The 21,207-nt window shown below is 61.0% G+C and carries 17 protein-coding genes; 9 read left to right on the top strand and 8 right to left on the bottom strand.

Going from position 1 to position 21,207, the window contains the following annotated elements; translation table 11 throughout:
- The first annotated feature begins 75 nt into the window (after window positions 1–75).
- The 3 genes from rplY (at window position 76) to AACW87_RS10345 (ending at window position 4,737) form a co-directional block, all read left to right on the top strand.
- Window positions 76–363: a 50S ribosomal protein L25 gene (gene rplY / locus AACW87_RS10335; protein ID WP_042037696.1), complete on the top strand. Its 288-nt coding sequence runs from the start codon at window positions 76–78 to the stop codon at window positions 361–363.
- Window positions 364–568: 205 nt separating this feature from the next.
- On the top strand, window positions 569–3,739 hold the full coding sequence (locus tag AACW87_RS10340) for a hybrid sensor histidine kinase/response regulator (protein WP_241324930.1): 3,171 nt from the start codon (window positions 569–571) through the stop codon (window positions 3,737–3,739).
- Entirely contained in the window at window positions 3,736–4,737 is a 1,002-nt protein-coding gene (locus AACW87_RS10345) for a response regulator (RefSeq protein WP_043555675.1), read from the top strand. Before AACW87_RS10340 ends, AACW87_RS10345 begins: the two co-directional genes overlap by 4 nt.
- On the opposite strand, the gene AACW87_RS10350 is transcribed toward AACW87_RS10345, so the two are convergent.
- From AACW87_RS10350 to AACW87_RS10365, 4 genes are all read right to left on the bottom strand, one after another.
- Window positions 4,727–5,371 carry an MBL fold metallo-hydrolase gene (locus AACW87_RS10350; protein WP_241324931.1) on the bottom strand — a complete coding sequence of 215 codons (645 nt, stop codon included), beginning with the start codon at window positions 5,369–5,371 and terminating at the stop codon, window positions 4,727–4,729. The two genes, AACW87_RS10345 and AACW87_RS10350, sit on opposite strands and share 11 nt — an antisense overlap.
- A gap of 31 nt (window positions 5,372–5,402) precedes the next feature.
- Window positions 5,403–6,518 (bottom strand): tRNA 2-selenouridine(34) synthase MnmH, encoded by a 1,116-nt coding sequence (gene mnmH / locus AACW87_RS10355; RefSeq protein WP_241324932.1) that lies wholly within the window; start codon window positions 6,516–6,518, stop codon window positions 5,403–5,405.
- A 28-nt stretch (window positions 6,519–6,546) separates the two neighbouring features.
- On the bottom strand, window positions 6,547–7,584 hold the full coding sequence (gene selD / locus AACW87_RS10360) for a selenide, water dikinase SelD (RefSeq protein WP_241324933.1): 1,038 nt from the start codon (window positions 7,582–7,584) through the stop codon (window positions 6,547–6,549).
- Between the two features lie 401 nt (window positions 7,585–7,985).
- Window positions 7,986–9,170 carry an acyltransferase family protein gene (locus AACW87_RS10365; RefSeq protein ID WP_241324934.1) on the bottom strand — a complete coding sequence of 395 codons (1,185 nt, stop codon included), beginning with the start codon at window positions 9,168–9,170 and terminating at the stop codon, window positions 7,986–7,988.
- Between the two features lie 265 nt (window positions 9,171–9,435).
- Between AACW87_RS10365 and AACW87_RS10370 the strand changes: the two genes are divergently transcribed.
- Window positions 9,436–10,080 carry a glutathione S-transferase family protein gene (locus AACW87_RS10370; RefSeq protein ID WP_241324935.1) on the top strand — a complete coding sequence of 215 codons (645 nt, stop codon included), beginning with the start codon at window positions 9,436–9,438 and terminating at the stop codon, window positions 10,078–10,080.
- Between the two features lie 461 nt (window positions 10,081–10,541).
- Here the strand turns inward: AACW87_RS10370 and AACW87_RS10375 are convergent, their stop codons facing one another.
- A complete protein-coding gene (locus AACW87_RS10375) occupies window positions 10,542–11,732 on the bottom strand; it encodes a class I SAM-dependent methyltransferase (RefSeq protein ID WP_241324936.1) in 1,191 nt (396 codons plus the stop codon).
- Window positions 11,733–11,846: 114 nt separating this feature from the next.
- Window positions 11,847–13,277, bottom strand: a complete 1,431-nt coding sequence (locus AACW87_RS10380; RefSeq protein WP_241324937.1) for a methyl-accepting chemotaxis protein — start codon at window positions 13,275–13,277, stop codon at window positions 11,847–11,849.
- A gap of 85 nt (window positions 13,278–13,362) precedes the next feature.
- On the opposite strand from AACW87_RS10380, the gene AACW87_RS10385 reads away from it, so the two are divergent.
- Window positions 13,363–13,635 carry an acylphosphatase gene (locus AACW87_RS10385; RefSeq protein WP_241324938.1) on the top strand — a complete coding sequence of 91 codons (273 nt, stop codon included), beginning with the start codon at window positions 13,363–13,365 and terminating at the stop codon, window positions 13,633–13,635.
- Window positions 13,636–13,704: 69 nt separating this feature from the next.
- On the opposite strand, the gene AACW87_RS10390 is transcribed toward AACW87_RS10385, so the two are convergent.
- Both AACW87_RS10390 and metG read right to left on the bottom strand, forming a co-directional pair.
- The gene (locus AACW87_RS10390) at window positions 13,705–14,340 is read right to left on the bottom strand and encodes a glutathione S-transferase family protein (RefSeq protein ID WP_241324939.1); all 636 of its coding nucleotides are present in this window, start codon (window positions 14,338–14,340) and stop codon (window positions 13,705–13,707) included.
- 195 nt (window positions 14,341–14,535) lie between these two features.
- Window positions 14,536–16,569 (bottom strand): methionine--tRNA ligase, encoded by a 2,034-nt coding sequence (gene metG, locus AACW87_RS10395; protein ID WP_241324940.1) that lies wholly within the window; start codon window positions 16,567–16,569, stop codon window positions 14,536–14,538.
- A 186-nt stretch (window positions 16,570–16,755) separates the two neighbouring features.
- Here metG and apbC point away from each other — a divergent pair, with 186 nt between their 5' ends.
- The 4 genes from apbC (at window position 16,756) to AACW87_RS10415 (ending at window position 21,143) form a co-directional block, all read left to right on the top strand.
- On the top strand, window positions 16,756–17,838 hold the full coding sequence (apbC, locus tag AACW87_RS10400) for an iron-sulfur cluster carrier protein ApbC (RefSeq protein ID WP_241324941.1): 1,083 nt from the start codon (window positions 16,756–16,758) through the stop codon (window positions 17,836–17,838).
- A 109-nt stretch (window positions 17,839–17,947) separates the two neighbouring features.
- Window positions 17,948–18,592 (top strand): uridine kinase, encoded by a 645-nt coding sequence (gene udk / locus AACW87_RS10405; protein WP_042866357.1) that lies wholly within the window; start codon window positions 17,948–17,950, stop codon window positions 18,590–18,592.
- A gap of 63 nt (window positions 18,593–18,655) precedes the next feature.
- On the top strand, window positions 18,656–19,237 hold the full coding sequence (dcd, locus tag AACW87_RS10410; RefSeq protein WP_043134827.1) for a dCTP deaminase: 582 nt from the start codon (window positions 18,656–18,658) through the stop codon (window positions 19,235–19,237).
- A 433-nt stretch (window positions 19,238–19,670) separates the two neighbouring features.
- Entirely contained in the window at window positions 19,671–21,143 is a 1,473-nt protein-coding gene (locus AACW87_RS10415; protein WP_042866360.1) for an inorganic phosphate transporter, read from the top strand.
- The last annotated feature ends 64 nt before the right edge of the window (window positions 21,144–21,207 follow it).

Below are 21,207 nucleotides of genomic sequence, written 5' to 3' on the forward strand. Positions count from 1 at the left end.
GTATGCGCCCTCGTTTTGCGAGGTGCTGACCGGTCGCAGTCAGCACCATAAATTCATCTATATGAGATAACCACTATGTCTTTCGTATTCCAAGCTGAAGTCCGTTCTGACCTGGGGAAAGGTGCGAGCCGCCGCCTGCGTCACGCTGACCAAGTTCCTGCCATCATCTATGGTGCAGGCAAAGAAGCCCAGTCCATCACTGTTGACCACAAAAAATTCATCATCGCCCAAGAGAAGCCGGAATTCTACGAATCCGTGCTGACCCTGGTCATCAACGGTGAAGAAGTCAGCGTTAAAGTGAAGGCTATCCAGCGTCACCCGGTTAAGCCGAAGCTGGTTCACCTGGACTTCGTTCGCGTTTAATCGGCAACGAACGTTCCTGTAAAGAGGCCACCCAATCGGGTGGCCTCTTTGTTTTTACGGCGTTTTTTCCCGATAAAAATAAAATACTCAAATAGTACTGTTAGTCTTTACTTGTAGGCATGATTGACAGCAGGACACCCGTTGTGGTGCTCTGGCATATATAAAGTATTCGAACAAGTCCACATACGGGGTAATGTTGACCGTGATGAAGGGAATCATACGGGGATATTTCCTGCTGTTCTCACCCATTCTTGTGCTGGTTTTGGTGGGTGGGTATCTGCTGGGTGACGCACTGATCGAGCGTGAGCTCTACCGTGTACGTAGCGATGAGAGCACCTTCCTGACGCTCGCCAGCGGTCGTCTCGACGACGAGCTGGCAGTGCCGCTGCGCCATGTGCGTAGCATGTCTGAAGAGCCCATCCTGCTCGAGGCGGCGGGTCGCGACGAACGTGACAACATTGCCGCCCAGTTCACCGTTCTGATGAACCGCAATCCCGACTATGCCCAGGTGCGTTGGCTGGCGCCGGATGGCATGGAGCTGGTGCGGTTCAATCGTCAGGGCCAGCATCTGCAGCGTGTGGCTGACGACCAGCTGCAAAACAAAAAGGATCGTTACTATTTCCGCGATGCCATGGCGTTGCCCTGGGAGCGGATCTACGTCTCGCCGCTCGATCTCAACGTCGAGCAGGGGGTGATCGATCGCCCCTTCAATCCCATGATCCGTATCGCCAAGCGCCTGCGCCTGGGGGCTCGCGATCTGGGCTTGCTGCTTATCAACGTACAGGCCGGCCGTATGCTCAAGGTATTCGCCAACAGCAGTGGCAAGGCCGCCGATCACACCATGCTGCTCAATCAGGATGGCTATTGGCTGCGCAGCCCGGATCCGGCACAAGAGTGGGGCTTCATGCTCGAGCGTCCGGACCTCACCTTGAAGCAGTTTTCTCCCCAGGCCTGGCAGGCATTCTTGGGTGCTTCGAGCGGCCAGGTTGAGCTAGCCGACGGCCTGTGGAGCTGGACCACTCTGTACCCGGCCCTGAGTCACGATCAGCTGGTCTGGAAGACTGCCTCCATGGTGCCACGCAGCGAGCTGCTGGCCATTCGTACTCACATCTGGGGGATCATCTCGGCCACCTGCGCCATCTTGCTGTTGCTGTTCGGTGCCGGAGTAGCCTCGCTGGTGCTCAGCCGGCATCGGGAGCAGCTGGCGCAGCAGGAGGCGGCCAGACTGGCGCGGGTCAAAGGGGATTTCATCGCCAACATGAGTCACGAGATCCGTACTCCCATGAACGCCATCATGGGGTTGGCCTACCTGCTCGAACAAGGGGGGCTCGACGATGGCCAGCGCGCCCTGGTGCGCAAGATCCATCAGGCCGGGCAGGCTCTGCTCGGGATCATCAACGACATCCTCGATTTCTCCAAGATTGAATCGGGCCGGCTCGAGCTCGAGCAGGTGCCATTCAGCCTGGAAGAGGTGCTCGATCATGTGGCGGCCATCATGTCCACCTGCGTTGGCAACAAGCACCTCGAACTGGTAGTGAGCAGTGCCCCCGAGCAGGCCGCCCATCTGGTTGGAGACGCCCTGCGCCTCGAGCAGGTATTGCTCAACTTGACCGGCAACGCCATCAAGTTCACCGAGCGCGGGGAGGTGGAGGTCAAGGTCGAGCTGGAAGCCGAGCAAGATGGCATGGCCACCTTGCTGTTTCGGGTGCGCGACACCGGGATCGGCATTCCGCCCGAGCAGCAGGCAAACATCTTCAATGCCTTCTCCCAGGCCGACTCCTCCACCAGCCGCCGTTTTGGGGGAACCGGGCTTGGCCTGACCATCAGTCGCCGTCTGGTGAGCCTGATGGGGGGCGACATCGGCGTCACCAGCGAACTGGGCAAGGGGAGCGAGTTCTGGTTCCGCGTCCGGCTGGAGCAGGTAGAGCAGCCCGAGGCCTTCCACGAGCGGCTGCAGCACGTCTCGCTGCTGATCGCCGACGACAACCAGGTGACCCGCGATACCCTGTCGATGACGGTGGGCTCCCTCGGCTGGCAGTCACGGGTGGTGGAGTCAGGCGAGCAGGCCTTGCACCATCTGCTGCGTCAGGGGGAGCGTTTCGACGTGATCCTGCTCGACTGGATCATGCCGGGCATGGACGGGCTCGAGACCTGCGTGGCCATTCGCCGTGCCTTCGAGCTGCAGGAGCGCTCGCCCATCATCATCATGGCGACTGCCTATTCCCAGGAAGAGTTGATGCGCAGCCCCGGCTCGGAGCAGGTCGATCTGGTGCTGCACAAGCCGGTCACAGGTTCCAGCCTCTACAACGCGGTGGCGCGCCTCATCCACGAGAAGCGCGAGCATGTGGATCTGCTGAAGAGCGGTCAGCGCCGTCTGCGCCTGCCTGGCGTTCATATACTGCTGGTCGATGACAGCGACATCAACCTGGAGGTGGCAACCCGCTTGCTGCAGCGGGAGGGGGCCGAGGTGATCACCGCCATCGACGGGGAGCGGGCTCTGGCCTGTCTTGCCGACCCGGCGCAGCGTATCGACCTGGTGCTCATGGACGTACAGATGCCGGTGATGGATGGTTACGAGGCGACCCGTCGCCTGCGCCAGCTGCAGGGACGCAAGGAGACTCCCGTGCTGGCACTCACCGCCGGGGTGTTCAAGGATCAACGCGAGGCGGCGCTGGCCTGCGGCATGAACGATTTCATCGCCAAGCCGCTCGACGTGGAGCAGCTTATCGCGACCCTGCTGCGTTACCTGCCAGACAGTGTGGTGCCGCTAACGATCAGCGACACGCCGCCTGCCCTGGAGCCGGTAGCCGGCATTGATATCGATACCGGACTTCGCAACTGGGGTGAGGCCTCCGTCTATCTCAAATACCTGCGCCGATTCCGCGATGACTACATGACGGTCGGTACCGTGCTGCCGGACTACATAGCCCAGCACGAGACTGATGCCGCCGCGAGCCTGACGCACAAGCTCAAGGGGGTGGCGGGCAGCCTGTCGCTCACCGATGTGGCGCGCATCAGTGCAGAACTGAATGAGGCCATCGAGCAGGGAGGGGACACCAGCCAGCTCATGGCCCCCTTCCTTGAGGCGCTGGAACGGGCGCAACAGGCCATCGACATCTATGCCGGGCGCGAGCCGGGGGCCGTCAACTCCCCGCTGGCTCAGGGTGAGGCGCAGGAGGTGTGTCTGCACGCTCTGCGTGAGGCCCTGATGAGCGAGGATCTGGAACTGATTGAACCGGCGTTGGGCCAGGCCAAGAGTTACTTGCCTTCTGAGCTGGTGAGCGAGATCAGTGCGGCCCTGGAGCTGTTCGACATCCAGCTCGCGACCTGCAAGCTGGAGGGGTATCTGGAAAATCGGGAGGCACCTGGATCATGAATCGACCGCGAGTGTTGATCATCGACGACGAGCCGAGCAACCTCGGGCTGCTGCGGCAAATCCTCAAGGAGGAGTACAGCCTCTTTTTCGCCAAGGGAGGCGAGGAGGGGCTGGCCGCCGTGGAGCGCCACGAGCCCGCCCTGATCCTGCTTGACGTGCGCATGCCTGACATGGATGGCTACGAGGTGTGTCGCCGGCTCAAGGCCGATCCGGCCCACGCCGGGATCCCGGTGCTGTTCATCACGGCGAGCGACAACGCAGACAGCGAGAGCCAGGGGTTCGAGGCGGGCGGGGTGGATTATATTTACAAGCCGGTCTGCCCAAGCACGGTGCGCGCCCGGGTGCGCAACCACCTCTCTCTGGTACGCCTCGATCAGCTCGAGCGCAGCTACCGCACCGCCATCGTGATGCTGAGCGAGGCGGGTCACTACAACGACACCGACACCGGGGTACATATCTGGCGCATGGCCGCCTATGCCCGAGCCCTGGCCGACGCGGCGGGCTGGAGTTCGGAGCAGTCGGAGCTGCTGGAGCTGGCGGCCCCCATGCACGATATGGGCAAGATCGGGATCCCCGACTACATCCTCAAGAAGCCCGGTCCCCTCACCGAAGAGGAGTGGGCCATCATGCGCACCCATCCGCGCATCGGTTACGAAATCTTGAAGCGCTCCGACGGGCTCATCTTCCGCATGGCGGCGGAGATTGCCCTGCATCACCACGAGAAGTGGGACGGCTCGGGTTACCCCGCAGGAGAAACCGGCGAAGGGATCCCCGAGGCGTCGCGGATCGTGGCCATCGCCGATGTGTTTGACGCCCTGAGCGTGCGTCGCCCTTACAAGGATCCCTGGCCTCTGGAGCAGGTGCTGGCCACTATGCGTGACGGTGCTGGCCAGCACTTTGATCCCCGGCTGTTCGCATGCTTTCTCGAGATCATGCCGGAGATCTTGCGCCTCAAGGCCCAGTGGGACACCCGCGAGGAGCGGGGGATCACCAGATAGGTTGCGTCAGGTAGGGATTGCTTGCCTTCTCGCGGCCGAAGGTGGAGCTGGGGCCGTGGCCCGGGATGAAGACGATCTCGTCACCCAGCGGCAGCAGGGTCTCGGTGATCGACCTAATCAGGGTGGCGTGATCGCCGCGCGGAAAGTCGGTCCGGCCTATGCTGCCGGCAAACAGCACGTCGCCGACCCAGGCGAGCCGCTCACTCTGGCTGAGCAGGATGACGTGGCCCGGAGTGTGGCCCGGGCAGAAATGGACCTCCAGCTCGCAGTTGCCCACCCTCACCTTGTCACCCTGGGCTAGCCACTGGTCGGGGGCGAAGGCGGGGGTATGGGCAAAGCCGAACATCTGACTCTGTTGGGGCAGCATGTCGAGCCAGAAGGCGTCCTCCTTGTGGGGCCCCGTGATGGTCACGCAGGTCTTTTCCCGCAGCTCGGCCGCAGCCCCCACGTGATCCAGATGACCGTGGGTCAGCAGGATATGGGTCAGGGTAAGCCCGCGCTTGGCGATGGCGGCCAGCAGTTTGTCCGCTTCGCCACCCGGATCGATCAGCGCCGCCTGATGGGTCTCGTCACACCAGATAAGGGAGCAGTTCTGGGCGAACTGGGTGACCGGGATCACCTCGAATTTCAACATATGGGGTCCTCTTGTTGGAAAGGCGACGGGGTCAGCCCTGTTGCGCTCTGGCGTGCTGCTCGGCGAAGTAGTCGAGACAGGCCTGCTTGTCACCCCGGAACACGATGCGCTCACGCTTGTTGCCAAGCTGATAGAGATACATGGGGTCGTAGTAACGGGTCAGCAGCAGGGTGATCCAGGCCAGATGCAGCTCGGTCGCGCCACTGCTGGCCTGCTCGGTGAGGGCCGTCTGCATCAGCGCATCCAGCTCGCGGTGAGCCTGATCCCCGAGGCGGCGCTTGAGGCGGGCCAGCGCATCGGTGAGGTAGGCGGCAAACAGCGGCCAGCCCGCTTCTGCGCCGAACATGGCCTGATAACGCAGCCAGAGATCGTGCACATAGTCCTGGCGGATCTGTTCGGCCCGATCGCTCTGCGGCACATCCACCACCACCAGCGGGGCCTCGCACATGGCATCGAACAGGGTGTTCGGCAGGCAGCAGCGACCGATGAGCCGGCTCTCGTCCTCTACCACGAAGGCCTGTTCGCCCTTGTGGCGGCGCTTGAGCAGCTCGATGGCCATGTTGTTTTCAAAGTTGATGTTGCCGGGCTGGCCGCCGGGCAGCTGGCCAAAGGAGGATCCCCGGTGGCGGGCATGGCCTTCCAGGTCGAGCGCCTGGGTCACATGGCCCAGCATATGGGTCTTGCCGGAGCCTGTCATACCGGTCAGCACAGTCCAGTGGCACTCGGCAGAGGCCTTGTCCTGGGTATCGATGAGGAAGCGACGCAGCTCCTTGTAGCCACCGGCGACGCGGGGACGAGTGACCCCGGCCTCATGCAGCCACAGTTGTACGGTTTGCGAGCGCAGGCCGCCGCGAAAGCAGTAGAGCAGGGCGTCGGGCTGCTGGCGCAACTGCGCCAGCCAGCCTTCGAGGCGTGCGGCCCGCACGGCGCCCCCCACCAGCTTGTGACCCAGTTCGATGGCGGCCGCCTGACCCTGCTTCTTGAAGCAGGTACCGACCTGGGCGCGCTCATCGTCTGTCATCAAGGGCAGATTGGTCGAGCAGGGGAAGGCCCCCTCCTTGAACTCGATGGGTGCACGCAAGTCGATGAGCGGGACATCGTCCAGAAAAATCCGGGCCAGATCCGTGGCCAGTGGCAGTTGGCTCATAGCATGGCCTCCGCAAGCAGCCGCTGACTCATTGGACAACCTCGATAAACTGATCGCCGGTACGCGCCTTCAACTGGCCGACGGGGGAGAGGGTCAGCCCCGCTTGCGTCGCGATGGCAAGGAGCTCGGCTTCGCTTTCTTTACCGACGGCTACCAGCAGGCCGCCGCTGGTCTGCGGGTCGCACATGATGTTGCGGGTACGATCGTCCATGGCATCGAGCTTGTGGCCATAGGAGTCGAAATTGCGCAGGGTACCGCCCGGTACGCAGCCCTCGCTCAGGTAGTAATCCACCTCGTCAAGCAGCGGCAGCGCCTTGAAATCGAGGGTGGCGCACACCCCTGATCCTTCGCACATCTCCAGCAGGTGACCTGCCAGACCAAAGCCGGTCACGTCCGTCATGGCGTGCACGCCCGGCAGTTCGGCAAAGCACTGGCCAATCTTGTTGAGGGTGCACATGGCGTTGGGGGCCAGCTGCTCGTGCTCTGGCTTGAGCTTGCCCTTCTTCTGGGCCGTGGTGAGTATGCCGATGCCAAGGGGCTTGGTCAGATAGAGGATGTCGCCCACCTGGGCTGTGTCATTCTGCTTGATGGCATCGAGCGGCACTATGCCGGTCACCGCGAGGCCGAAGATGGGCTCGGGCGCGTCTATGCTGTGGCCACCGGCCAGCGAGATACCCGCTTCGTGGCATACCTGACGGCCGCCGTCGATCACCTGCTGCGCAATCTCGGGAGCGAGCGTATTGATGGGCCAGCCGAGGATGGCGATGGCGACGATGGGCTTGCCGCCCATGGCGTAGATGTCGCTGATGGCATTGGTAGCGGCGATGCGACCGAAGGTGAAGGGGTCATCGACGATGGGCATGAAGAAGTCGGTGGTGGAGACGATACCCTGACCGTTGCCGATATCGACCACGGCCGCGTCATCCTTGCTGCTGTTGCCGACCACCAGGGTCGGGTCGTCAAAGCCCGGGATCTGGCTCTTGAGAATGGTGTCGAGCACCTTGGGAGAAATTTTGCAGCCGCAGCCAGCGCCGTGGCTGTATTGGGTCAGACGAATGGAAGACATACTTACCCCTTATGCAGAGGCTCTGTGGAGCCGTCTTGGTCAATGGGCGGTCATCCGTCGCCTTGTAGACAGGCAGACAAGATACCGCAAAAAATGGGTGGCCTCGGTGCCAACAGGGGCAACGATTTCAGGCAGCCATGGGAAGGCCGCCAAGCCGGACGGGGGAGGAGGGGCGACATGGTGCGCCAGAGCAGCCCCGCCAAGGGCCACAGGACGGGCCATTATGCCACAAATGCCCTCTCTGGTTCGAACTGGAATTCACACAAAGCGCAGGGGATTGGCGGGAAAAATGAGAGAGGGGGACAGCCTTCGCCATGCGCTGGCGGTGAGGCATATCCCCCTGTGTTGCCCCGATGAGGCCGAGCCTGTCTCACTTCGGGGCCATGTTTGGGCGGCGGACCTTACCCGGCTTGCTCCATCACCGGCTGGCGAGCCTTGCCCCAGCGACGCAGGCGCCGTTGCAGCGGTCGCTCCAGCAGGCTGTAGCTAAGGGCCGAGAGGCCGATCAGCACCGCCAGCATCAACAGGGTCGCCACTACCCCCAGCAGCGGGTGGGTCTGGGCATACCACCAGTCGGTGAGTTCCGGCGCCAGATAGTGGAGAAGCTCACAACCTGTGAGCAGCACCAGCGCGTGCAGCAGGTAGATGGAGTAGGAGAGATCCCCCAGCCAGTTGGTGAGGCGGTTGTCCAGCAGGCGCAGCAGCGGGCTCTGGCGAGCGCTCTGGGAGGCGGCAATCCAGATCAGCAGCACGTAGGAACTGATCAGCAGCAGGGTCAGCTGCGGTGTCATGGTGAACTGCATCAGCGCGAAGGGCAGCACAAAGGCGATCAGCAGCGGCAGATCCCGTTGCATCATGGGCAAGTGTCGTGCGGCCTTGACCCTGGGCAGCAGCCAGAGGCCGAGCACGAATTCACTCACTCCGCGTCCCACCGCCAGCGCGCCGCTGGTGACATCCAGGGTGCCCCGGCTGTGCACGATAAAGGCCAGCACCGTCAGCGCCAACAGGGGCGCGAGATGGCTCCAGCGACTGCGGGTCACGGCGAGCGGAATGAGCAGTGGGAACAGCAGGTAGCTTATCCACTCCACGCTCAGGGACCAGGCGGCGAAGTTCCAGGTCAATCCGTGATCGGTCACCACCTGCAGCAGCAGGAAGGCGCTTGGCAGCGCCTCGGCCGGGGTGAAAGGAGAGCCGAAGGGAGGCATTCCCTCCCACTCCCACATCTTGAACAGGGGGCCGGCATAGAAGCCTACCCCATGGCGGGCCTTGTAAAGCTCCCAGCCCACCAGCAGCAGCAGGGTCACAAAGTAGAGGGGGTAGATGCGGGTCAGCCGTAGCCAGAGAAAGCGGCCATAGCTCAGGGTGCGGGGCGTGTGGCTGAAGGCCTCACCGTAGACGTGGGCCAGTACCAGGCCGCTCAAAATAAAGAAGAGATCGACCCAGAGGTAGCCGTTCTCGACGAGTTGAGTGTGGCCGGCGATCGACTCCATCCACTGGGGAAAGAGCAGCAATCGGGCATGGAACAGCACCACCATCAGGGCAGCTATGCCCCGCAGCGGCGTCAACAGCGGCAATGATTGATTCATATAGGGATCCCTTGCGATGTTCAGCTTGGCCTGACATCGATTTTGTTGTTGTGCTGGGGCATCGAGCCTGATGCCCCAGCAGCCTGGACTCATGCTGGCCACAGGCGGGATCACCCTACCTAAAAGAGAGTCATACGGGTGTGATTTTCGTCATAAATATGCGTTTTTTACGCAAAAACAGCCAGCTGTATGGGGGCAAGATCAGGGGCTGGCGTGGGGATCTAGACTAGGGATGTCGTCCATCTGATCGCAAGGAGCACGCCCGATGAAACTCTATGCCCATCCCTTCTCATCCTACAGCCAGAAGGTGCTGATCGCTCTCTACGAGAATGCCACTCCGTTTGACTATCAGAACCTCGAAGATCCGGCGGCCAACACCGAGCTTGCCGCCCTCTGGCCGCTCAAGCGCTTCCCCGTGCTGCTGGATGACGGGCGCTGCATCCTCGAAAGCAGCACCATAGTCGCGCATCTGCAGGCGCACCATCCGGGCCCCATCAGCCTGATCCCGGCTGGCGATGCGGGTCTGGAGGTTCACATGCTGGATCGCGTCTTCGACAACTATGTCATGACGCCGATGCAGAAAGTGGTGCTGGATGCGCTGCGCCCGCAGGCCGAGCGCGACGGCTATGGCGTGATGGAGGCCCGTGAGCTGCTCGACCAGATCTACCCCTGGCTCGATCTGCGACTCGAAGGGCGTCGCTGGATCGCTGGCGATGGCTTCAGCCTGGCCGATTGCGCCGCCGCCCCCTCGCTCTTCTATGCCGACTGGGCCCATGAGATACCGCACTCCCACGCCAGACTGCGGGCCTACCGTGCTCGCCTGCTGAGTTGGCCCTCTGTGGTGCGCGTCGTGGATGAGGCCAGGCCATTTCGGCATTATTTCCCGCTGGGGGCACCGGCCCGTGACTGAGCCGGGTGCTTGAGCCCGACGACAGGCCTGCTGCCGACCCAGAGATGATGTGCAGCCGAAATGGGGGAGTGGCCGGGATCAGGAGAGGGGGAAAACTGATTTATGCAGAAGAGTGATTTTCGATGCGATTTATGCCGATATTTCCCCGAGGATTTTCCAATCTTGGTGATTTTATTTTCATATTTTTGCATAAATAAAAGATCGGTCAGGTTCCTGCAGGTGGGCTGAGTGCCATTCCCTGGGTGGATGCCGTGAGCACAGAGCTTGGTTAAAGGGCTGGAAACGCACGCTAGAGGGATGGCAGCGGCAAGCCGAGGAGAGGGAGTGAGCGGCGTTATCTCTTTGGAGTGCAGCGCAAAAAAGGCCCGCTAGCGATAGCGGGCCTTTTGATGGCTGGCTTGCCGCACCAAGCCCGGGCCTGGAACCGGGGGCAAGGGGCGGCCAACTCTGGTCGGCGGCTCTTAGCGGGCGCGCACCACCAGACCCTTGAGGTAGAAACCTTCCGGATAGGCGGTGCCGATCGGGTGATCGGAGGCCTGGGACAGGAGCTCCAGGATCTGGGCATCGCGACCGGCGTCCAGCGCCGCATCCGCCACGATTTTCTGGAACAGGCTCTGCTCCATCAGGCCGGAGCAGGAGTAGGTCAAGAGCACGCCACCCGGCGCCAGCAGCTGGAACGCCAGCATGTTGATGTCCTTGTAGCCACGGCAGGCACCCAGCAGCTGGGCCTTGCTCTCGGCAAACTTGGGCGGATCCAGCACTATGACGTCGAATTTCTCGCCCTTCTCGCGGTATTCGCGCAGCAGCTTGAACACATCGTGACGGATGAACTGGGTGTTGGAGATATCCAGCCCGTTCAGCTCGGCGTTCTGGCGGGCGATGTCCAGCGCAGTCTGGGAGAGATCCACGTTGACCACTTCCTTGGCGCCACCCTTGAGGGCATAGATGCCAAAGCCACCTGTGTAGCTGAAGCAGTTGAGCACCCGCTTAGCCGAGGTGTACTTGGAGACAGCCTGACGGTTGTCGCGCTGATCCAGATAGAAGCCGGTCTTGTGGCCGTTGCGGATGTCCACCAGGATCTTGACGCCGTTCTCTTCGATCACCACAGGCTCGGTCGGGGTCTCGCCATGGATGACGCCGGTACGCTCTTTCAGCCCTTCCTTCTTGCGCACTGCCACGTCGGAGCGCTCATAGATGCTGCACTCGGGGTAGAGGGTACGCAGCGCCTGAGTGATCAGCTCGCGCTGGAACTCGGCACCGGCGGAGAGGATCTGGCACACCAGGAAATCGGCATAACGGTCTATGGTCAGACCCGGCAGGCCGTCGGATTCGGCGGCGCACAGGCGATAACCGGTGAGGCCCTGACGCTTGATCAGCGGATCCCGGGACTCCTGGGCATATTTGAGGCGACGCAGGAAGAAGTCGAGATCGATTGTCTCCTCTTTATCGAAGGTCCAGACCCGGGCACGGATCTGGGAGCTGCCTGACCAGGCACCACGGGCGAGCCATTTGCCATCGTTGGCGTAAATCTCGACGGTATCGCCGTCAACGGGGTTGCCTTCAACCCGCTCAATCCCCTTGGAGAAGATCCAGGGGTGACGGCGCAGCAGGGATTTTTCGCGGCCTTTGACGAGATAGATGAAAACGCTCATGGATGTTTGCCGATGGTAGAAAGAAAAGGGGCCACATTCTATGTGGCCCGCTGGTAAAACTCAAACAACCTTGGCAAGAGAGCCCGGCTTGTCTGATCCGGCATCAGCTTCAGATCAGATCTTGAGCCCCTTCAATGCCTGGGCCAGCTCGGTGGCGGTGGCCTTGAGGCCGGCGGTGCCGGCCACAGAGGCGCTGGCGGATCCCTCTACCTGGCCCGCTTCGTGGCGCACCTGATCCAGGTTGCGGGTGATCTCCTCGGCGACCGAGCTCTGCTCCTCGCTGGAGGTGGCTATCTGGGTGCTCATCTCCAGCACGGCATCGCTGTGGTTGCTGAGCTTGTCGATGTCGAGCCCCACTTCGCTGATCAGCGCCTGGCTGCTGGCGGCGCGGCCAACTGTCTTCTCCATGATGTCGTTGAGGGCACCTGTGCCGGCCTGCAGCTCTTCGATCATCTGCTGGATCTCCACCGTGGCTTGCTGGGTGCGGCTGGCGAGGGTGCGCACCTCGTCGGCCACCACCGCAAAGCCGCGACCCTGCTCACCGGCGCGGGCCGCCTCGATGGCGGCATTGAGTGCCAGCAGGTTGGTCTGCTGGGAGATGGCGTTGATGACGTTGACCACCTCGTTGATGCGATTGGCGTTGTGGGTCAGCCGTTCGACGGCGCCTGAGGCGTTGCCTATCTCGTCGGCCAGGGTGCGGATGGCGGCTATGGTACGTGATACCCGGGCGGCGCCGTTGGCCGCCTCTTCGCTCGACTGGCGCGTCTGCTGCAGGGTGTCGTTGGCATTGCGGGCCACCTCGCGAATGGCGGCGGACATCTGCTCCATGGCGGCGGCCAGGGAGTCCATGTGCTGGCGCTGGGAGCGGGCCATGGTTTCCCCTTCGCTGGCATGATCGCGAAACTCGTCGGCGGCCATGGTGAGCGCCTCGGCGGATTCTTCCACTAGCTGTACTATCTTGTGCTGGCGGTCGGTGAATCTGTCTATGCTGCCCGCCAGGATGGAGAACTCGTCCCGCACCGGGAAGAAATTGAGGCGGAAGGTGAGATCGCCGCCCGCCACCGTCTGCAACGCCTTGTTGGTGGAGTAGAGGGCGCCGGAGACAAAGGTCATCAGGTAGTGGGTGATGAGGGCCAGCAAGGCTGCCAGCACGGCGATGATGGTGAGGGTGGTGCCCTGGCCGTCCCACATGGAGTAACGACCGGCATCCAGGCTGCCGGTCACGAAACCGGCCTGACCTGCGCTGGCGCTGAAACGGTAGTGGTCGCCCTGCTGGCTCAGGCCGGCACTGCCAGTCGGGCTGAGGATGAGATCGGCGGGCAGGGTGAGGCTGGCTTGCTGGCTCACCAGCTGGGCGCTGGTCTCGACCCTTTGCTTGAGTTGATCCAGCCGAACCTGCATCTGCTGATCATGGCCGTCGGCCAGCAGGTACCCGGTGAGCAAGGCGATGAACAACAGAGGGCACCAGAAGGTGATGAGAAATTTTTCGCTGATCGTGAGGTGAATGAGATAACGGTCAACCCACCGAAACTTTACTTCTTTCATAATGGTATTGCGTCCTGCAAGGGGAAGAGAGTGTCGCGCTCATTATCGCCTTGGGGGGAAATTTCTTAAGGGGAAGGTGTGAGAAATGGGAGAGCAATCGTTTGTCGTGCGCGTCTGGGGTCAGGTGCAAGGGGTGGGATTTCGCTACTTCACCCGGGAGCGGGCGCTGCAACTGGGACTGCGCGGCCACGCCTACAATCTGGAGGACGGATCGGTGGAGATCCTGATCTGCGGGCCAGAGCACGGGGTGCAGATGATGCTGGGCTGGCTGGAGCACGGGCCGCGCACCGCCGAGGTGAGCCGGATGGAGTATGAAGAGGCGCTGCCGCCCAAAGGGAGTGGCTTTCATACCAATTGAGCGGAGTGAAACCGCCATGCCACGCATAAAAACGGGAGCCATTGGGGCTCCCGTTTGTGCATGTTGGCGTCAGCCGGCCTGGGCGGCGTCGGCGATGGCCTGGGTCTTGGCCAGCACGGCCTGCAGGGCGGGGCGTTTGGCCAGACGATCCCGATAGGCGGCCAGCTTGGGTGGAATGGTCTGCTCGAAGCGGGTGGCCCACATCAGGGTATGGGCCAGCAGCAGGTCCGCTATGGTGATCTGCTCCCCCAGCAAGTAGCCCTGCTCGGGCACCCAGGACTCGGCGATGGCCGCCGCCTTGTCGAACTCCCACTTGGCGGTGGGGAAGATGGCTGGCAGGCGCTGGGGCTCCGGCAGGGCAAACTTGTGCTTGCCTATGGTCCACAGGGGTTGCTCCAGCTCGCAGGTGATGAAGCTGACCCACCTGGCGTGCAGCGCCGAGGCCTGCGTCCCTCTGGCTGGCAGCCAATCCGAACCATAGACTTCGGCCAGGTACTGCATGATGGCGGCGGATTCGGTCAGCACGAAGTCCCCGTCTTTGAGCACCGGCATCTTGCCGCTCGGGTTCAGCGCCAGAAACCAGTCGCTGCGATTCTCGCCCTTGGCGAAGTCGAGAAACTGAAATTGCCACGCCACGCCCAACTCTTCCAGTAACCAGGATATGCGCAGGGCTCGACTGACTGGGGTTCCGTATAAGGTGATCATGCTTGCTCCTTGCCTGATGGTGGGTGGGCCCATGTGCGACCCGAGGTGAACAGGCAGTCTAGGCAAATTGCGCGGTGGCAACAAGCCCATATGGGAGTGCTGACGATGGGGTGCAGCTGCCATGCCGTGGGAAAAGGGGATAAAAAAAGAGAGGCCGGATGGCCTCTCTTTTCATGGGGGTTGCAGCCAGCGCGCTTACTTGACGCGCATGCCTGGCTGGGCGCCTTCCTGCGGCTCCAGGATCCAGAGATCCTTGCCGCCCGGGCCTGCGGCCAGCACCATGCCTTCGGACATGCCAAAGCGCATCTTGCGCGGCGCCAGGTTGGCCACCATCACGGTCAGCTTGCCTTCCAGATCTTCGGGGTTGTAGGCGGACTTGATGCCGGCGAATACCTGACGGGTTTCACCGCCCAGATCCAGTTGCAGCTTGAGCAGCTTGTCCGCTTCCGGCACGGCTTCGGCCTTCTTGATCAGCGCTACACGCAGGTCAAGCTTGGCGAAATCCTCATAGGAGATGGTTTCACTGATGGGGTCGTCTGCCAGCGGGCCTGTCACTTTCGGTGCCTGTTCCTTGGCCAGATCTTCCTTGGAGGCCTCTATCATGGCTTCAATCTTGGCGGGCTCGATGCGAGAGAACAGTGCCTTGAACGGGGTCAGCTGATGGTTGGTCAGCGGCAGGGCGACGCCATCCCAGGTGAGGGTCTCACCCAGGAAGAGTTCGGCGCGCTCGGCCAGCAGCGGCATGACCGGCTTGAGGTAGGCCATCAGTACGCGGAACAGGTTGATGCCCACGGAGCAGACCGCCTGCAGCTCGGCGTCTGCGCCTTCCTGCTTGGCCAGCACCCAGGGCGCTTTCTCGTCCACGTAGCGGTTGGCCTTGTCGGCCAGCGCCATGATCTCGCGGATGGCTCGGCTGAATTCGCGCGCTTCATAGGCATCGCTGATGGAGGCGCTGGCGTTGGCGAATTCGGCATAGAGCTCGGGCTCGGCACAGGTGGCGGCCAGCTTGCCGTCGAACCGCTTGGCGATAAAGCCTGCGTTGCGGGAGGCCAGATTGACCAGCTTGTTGACCACGTCGGCGTTGACCCGTGCCACGAAGTCATCCAGGTTCAGGTCCAGATCGTCGATGCGGCTGTTGAGCTTGGCGGCGTAGTAGTAGCGCAGGCACTCAGGATCCAGGTGATTCAGGTAGGTGGAGGCCTTGATGAAGGTGCCCTTGGACTTGGACATCTTGGCGCCGTTGACGGTCACATAGCCGTGCACGTTGACCTTGGTCGGTTTGCGGAAACCCGCCCCTTCCAGCATGGATGGCCAGAACAGGCAGTGGAAATAGGCGATGTCCTTGCCGATGAAGTGATAGAGCTCGGCCTCGGAGTCGGCTTTCCAGTAGCTATCGAAATCGATGTCGCCGCGCTTGTTGCACAGGTTCTTGAACGACGCCATGTAGCCGATGGGGGCATCCAGCCAGACGTAGAAGTACTTGCCCGGGGCGCCCGGGATCTCGAAACCAAAGTAGGGGGCGTCGCGGGTGATGTCCCACTGCTGCAGGCCGCTCTCGAACCACTCCTGCATCTTGTTGGCCATCTCTTCTTGAATGGCGCCGGAACCGCGCACCCAGCCGGCCAGCCAGGTTTCAAACTGCGGCAGGTCGAAGAAGAAGTGCTCTGAATCCTTCATCACAGGCGTGGCGCCCGAGACGGCGGATTTCGGATTTATGAGCTCGGTCGGGCTGTAGGTGGCGCCGCAGCTGTCGCAGTTATCGCCGTACTGCTCCGGAGACTTGCACTTGGGGCAGGTGCCCTTGACGAAGCGGTCCGGCAGGAACATGGATTTTTCCGGATCGAACAGCTGAGTGATGGTGCGACCCTTGATGAAGTCACCGGCTTTCAGACGACCGTAGATCAACTCCGCCAGCTCGCGGTTCTCGTCGCTGTGGGTGGAGTGATAGTTGTCAAAGCTGATGTTGAAGCCAGCGAAGTCGGTCTGGTGCTCTTTGGAGACGGCCGCGATCATCGCTTCCGGGGTGATCCCCAGCTGTTGTGCCTTGAGCATGATGGGGGTGCCGTGGGCATCATCGGCACAGATGAAGTGCACCTGATGGCCACGCATTCGCTGATAACGAACCCAGATATCGGCCTGGATGTGTTCCAGCATGTGGCCAAGATGGATGGAGCCATTGGCATAGGGGAGGGCGCAGGTTACCAGCATTGTACGAGGATCAGTTGCCATATAGTCGTTCTTGATGTGCTTGTTGGGATGATACAGTGCCGTGCATGTTACCCGAATTGGGGGTAGCCTGCCTAGGGTTGTGGCGCTGTCCGCCCTGGTGCTCGCGCTGGTTGGCAAGCAGGCAAGCCACTGATTTGTGTGCGGTAACCGTTCACCTCAAGATAATGACAAGATAATGAGGAGTTAATGGTGATTGATTCAGTAAAACAGATCCTGGCCGAATTTAAGCCGACAGGGTGGGGCAAGGATCTGGTTGCGGCCGGGTTTGTGCGCAGTGCAGCGCTGCAAGGGCAAAGCCTGACCATCAGGCTGGTGTTGCCCTTTGCCGGGCGTTCCCTGTTTGAGCAGATCAAGCAGGACTTCGATGCCCGGTTGCGCAGCGCCACCGGCGCTACCCGCATCGACTGGGTGTGTGACATAGAGGTGGCCAGCCTGCCGCGGGCGCAAGGGCTGGCGGCGGTGCAGGGCATTCGCAACATCCTGGTGGTCGCCTCCGGCAAGGGCGGGGTGGGCAAGTCCACCACGGCCGTCAACCTGGCGCTGGCGCTGCAAAAGGAGGGGGCGCGAGTCGCCATTCTGGATGCGGACATCTATGGCCCCTCCATTCCGACCATGATGGGCACGGTCAAGGAGCGCCCCGTCAGCCATGACGGCAAGCTGATGGAGCCTGTGATGGCCTGCGGCCTCAAGAGCAACAGCATCGGTTATCTGGTGGACGAGCAGGATGCCACCATCTGGCGCGGCCCCATGGCGAGCAAGGCGCTGGCCCAGATCCTGCACGAGACCCGCTGGGGCGAAGTGGATTATCTGGTGGTGGACATGCCACCAGGCACGGGTGACATCCAGCTCACCCTGGCCCAGCAGGTACCGACCTCGGCGGCGGTGATCGTGACCACGCCGCAGGACGTGGCGCTGACGGATGCCCGCAAGGGGGTCGCCATGTTCAACAAGGTCAATGTGCCCGTGCTCGGCATCATAGAAAACATGAGTTATCACGTCTGCAGCGCCTGCGGCCATCACGAGCCCCTGTTCGGTACCGGCGGCGGTCAGAAGATGGCGGAGCAGTATCATGTGGCACTGCTTGGTCAGCTGCCGCTGCACATCGATATCCGCCAGCACATGGATGATGGCTGCCCGACCGTGTTCGGTGCACCGGAAGGAAGCCTGGCTCAGGCCTATATGAAACTGGCTCGTCGAGTGGGTGCCGAGCTCTATTTCAGCGGTAAACCGATTGCGACCCCCCTTTATACGATGGTGGTGGATGAATAATCGGCTGTCGTGTGGTTGAGGTGGATTTGAGGGTGGGCATGGCTCACCCTTTTTTATATAATGGATCGGTTTAAACAATCCCCACTGCTCTTCTCTTTAGGTATTTTCAATGTCTGATACTCAACATTCGTGTGTGATCATCGGTATTGCTGGCGCATCCGCGTCCGGCAAGAGCCTCATAGCCCAAACCATTTATGAAGAGCTGGTGGCCGAACTGGGCGCGGGTCAGATTGGTGTGATCACCGAAGATTGCTACTACCGTGATCAGACCCACCTGACCATGGAAGAGCGGGTCAAGACCAACTATGACCACCCCAATGCCCTGGATCACGATCTGCTGGTACAGCACCTGAGCCAGCTGGTGAAAGGCGACGCGGTCAACATTCCCCAGTACTCCTACACAGAGCACACCCGCATGAGCGAGGTGACCCCCTTCGCCCCGCGCCGGGTGATCATTCTGGAAGGGATCCTGCTGCTGACCGACAGCCGCTTGCGGGATCTGATGGATGCCTCCATCTTCATGGATACCCCGCTGGATATCTGTCTGCTGCGCCGTCTGGTGCGTGACGTGCAAGAGCGCGGTCGTACCATGGATTCCGTGCTCAAGCAGTATCAGAAGACGGTACGTCCCATGTTCCTGCAGTTTATCGAGCCTTCCAAGCAGTACGCGGACGTGATAGTGCCACGCGGTGGCAAGAACCGCATCGCCATCGACATGCTCAAGGCGCGTATCCGCCACATGTTGATTGGTTAAGATGAAACAAGCCGGGTGATGCCCGGCTTTTTTAAATGAACATTTTGTCAGGAGAGTCGCCCAATGCGCCTTTGTGATACCGATATTGAACGTCATCTGGATGAAGGCAAGATCGTCATTGAGCCAAGACCCGGTGTTGAGCGGATCAGCGGCGTCAGCGTCGATGTGCTGCTGGGCAACGAGTTTAGAGTGTTTCGCGATCACACGGCCCCCTATATCGACTTGAGCGGCCCGAGCAGCGAGATGGCCGACGCCATCGATCGGGTGATGAGCGACGAGATCCACATCGCGGATGGGGAAGCCTTCTATCTGCACCCGGGCCAACTGGCACTGGCGGTGACTTATGAATCCGTTACTCTGCCGGCCGACATCGTTGGCTGGCTGGATGGCCGCTCCTCTCTGGCCCGTCTCGGCTTGATGGTACACGTCACCGCTCACAGGATCGATCCGGGCTGGTCCGGTCGCATCGTGCTGGAGTTCTACAACGGCGGCAAGTTGCCGCTGGCGCTGCGTCCCAAGATGAAGATAGGCGCACTGAACTTCGAGATGCTCTCCGGGGCAGCGGCACGTCCCTACAACAAGCGGGAAAATGCCAAGTACAAGAGCCAGCAGGGCGCCGTTGCCAGCCGTATGAATCAGGATTGAGATCGGTGGTGCGTGATCCGGTCGACAGCGGATCCGGTTGCAATCTGTTAAACAAGAGGGCGCCAGTGGCGCCCTTCGCCGTCGGATTTGGGCGGCAAGGCAAGATGGGACGGGTGTGATGGGGCAGGGGAGTGGCTTGCTTTTGCTTGCCCTTTGTACAGATGTCGCGATTCTGTCGGTCGAAAGCTGACGGTGACGCCGAGCAAGATCCGGTGCCGCCGGGCGATATCGTGATGAATTGTTCCCGTTTGGAGATTGTCTTTGTCAGCTTGGATCTGTTTAATTAATCATGGACAAGCCGCATGATTGCTGGATCTAAGCTATTTTTTGAGAGAAAGCTCTTTTTTTTTCTTACTGAAATATTTCAACAACGGGTATGGCGCAACCAGCCTTCTGGCATAATCCGCCGCAACTCATAAACAGGTTCGTTTTTATGTTTGAAATGTTTAGTGGTTTGGGTTTGTTATGGTCAATCGGTTTGGTATTGGCCGTTTTTTTTGTGTTGGCCTATGAATTCATCAATGGCTTTCACGATACCGCCAACGCGGTAGCAACGGTTATCTATACCAAGGCGATGCCGGCTCACCTGGCGGTCGTCGCATCCGGGATCTTCAACTTTTTTGGCGTCATGTTCGGCGGTCTGGGCGTAGCCTATGCCATTGTCCACTTGCTGCCGATTGATTTGCTGTTGGGCATGGATTCCACCCAGGGGTTGATCATGGTGTTCTCCCTGCTGTTTTCCGCCATTGTCTGGAATTTGGGGACTTGGTTCCTGGGCATTCCGGCCTCCAGTTCTCACACGCTGATCGGTTCCATCCTGGGGGTGGGCGGTGCCTATGCCTGGCTCAACCATCAGCCGCTGACTCAGGGTATCAACGTCGCCAAAGCGATCGACATCATGCTTTCCCTGATCATCTCCCCGACCGTCGGCTTTGTCGTGGCAGCCCTGTTGCTGTTTGCCATGAAGCGAGTCTGGCTGGGCAGCAAGATCCACAAGACCCCGGAAGAGCGCCTGCTGGTGGACGGCAAGAAGCATCCGCCGTTCTGGGCTCGCCTCACTCTGGTTGCTTCCGCTATGGGCGTGAGCTTCGTGCACGGCTCCAACGATGGTCAGAAGGGCATCGGCCTGGTGATGCTGGTGCTGATCTGCATGGCACCCGCCTATTTTGCCCTGGACATGAACAGCCGTTCCTACGATCTGGATCGTACCCAGGATGCCAACCAGCGCATCATGGAGATCTATCAGCGCAACCATGAGCAGGTTGCTCATGTGGTGGACTTCAAGGTGCCTGCTCAGGCCCAGGAAGAGCTGATGACCCATTGTGCGGCGAATGGCGCACTGCAAGCCATGGCAACCCTGGACAATCGTCTCGGCCAGGTACGGACCTATGAAGAGCTGGATCTGACCGACCGTCGTGAAGTGCGCCGTCTGCTGCTTTGCATCGACGATACCGCGCGCAAGGTCTCCAAGCTGCCGTTACCGGCCAAGGAGCTGACCGATCTGGCCAAATGGCGCAAGGATCTGACGGCGACCGCCGAATATGCCCCGACCTGGGTTATCGTCTCCATCGCACTGGCGCTGGGTTGCGGTACCATGGTGGGCTGGCGTCGCATCGTCTACACGGTCGGTGAGAAGATTGGTTCCACCGGCATGACGTACAGTCAGGGCATCGCCGCCCAGATCACGGCGGCTGCCTCCATCGGTGTTGCCAGTTTGACTGGTATGCCCGTCTCCACCACCCATATCCTCTCCTCTGCGGTAGCGGGGACCATGGTGGCGAACAAGTCAGGCCTGCAGAGCCAGACCATCAAGACCATACTGATGGCCTGGGTGCTGACCCTGCCGCTCACCATGCTGCTCTCTGGTGGCCTGTTCCTCATCAGCCACCACCTGTTTGGCGGCTGATGACAGCGCAACCTCATGTATTGACGAAGGGCCTACGGGCCCTTTTTTCATGTCCGCAGATCCC

Origin of the sequence: Aeromonas sp. MR7 (genome assembly GCF_963899385.1) — a bacterium.
Classification (GTDB): Bacteria; Pseudomonadota; Gammaproteobacteria; order Enterobacterales; family Aeromonadaceae; genus Aeromonas; species Aeromonas bestiarum.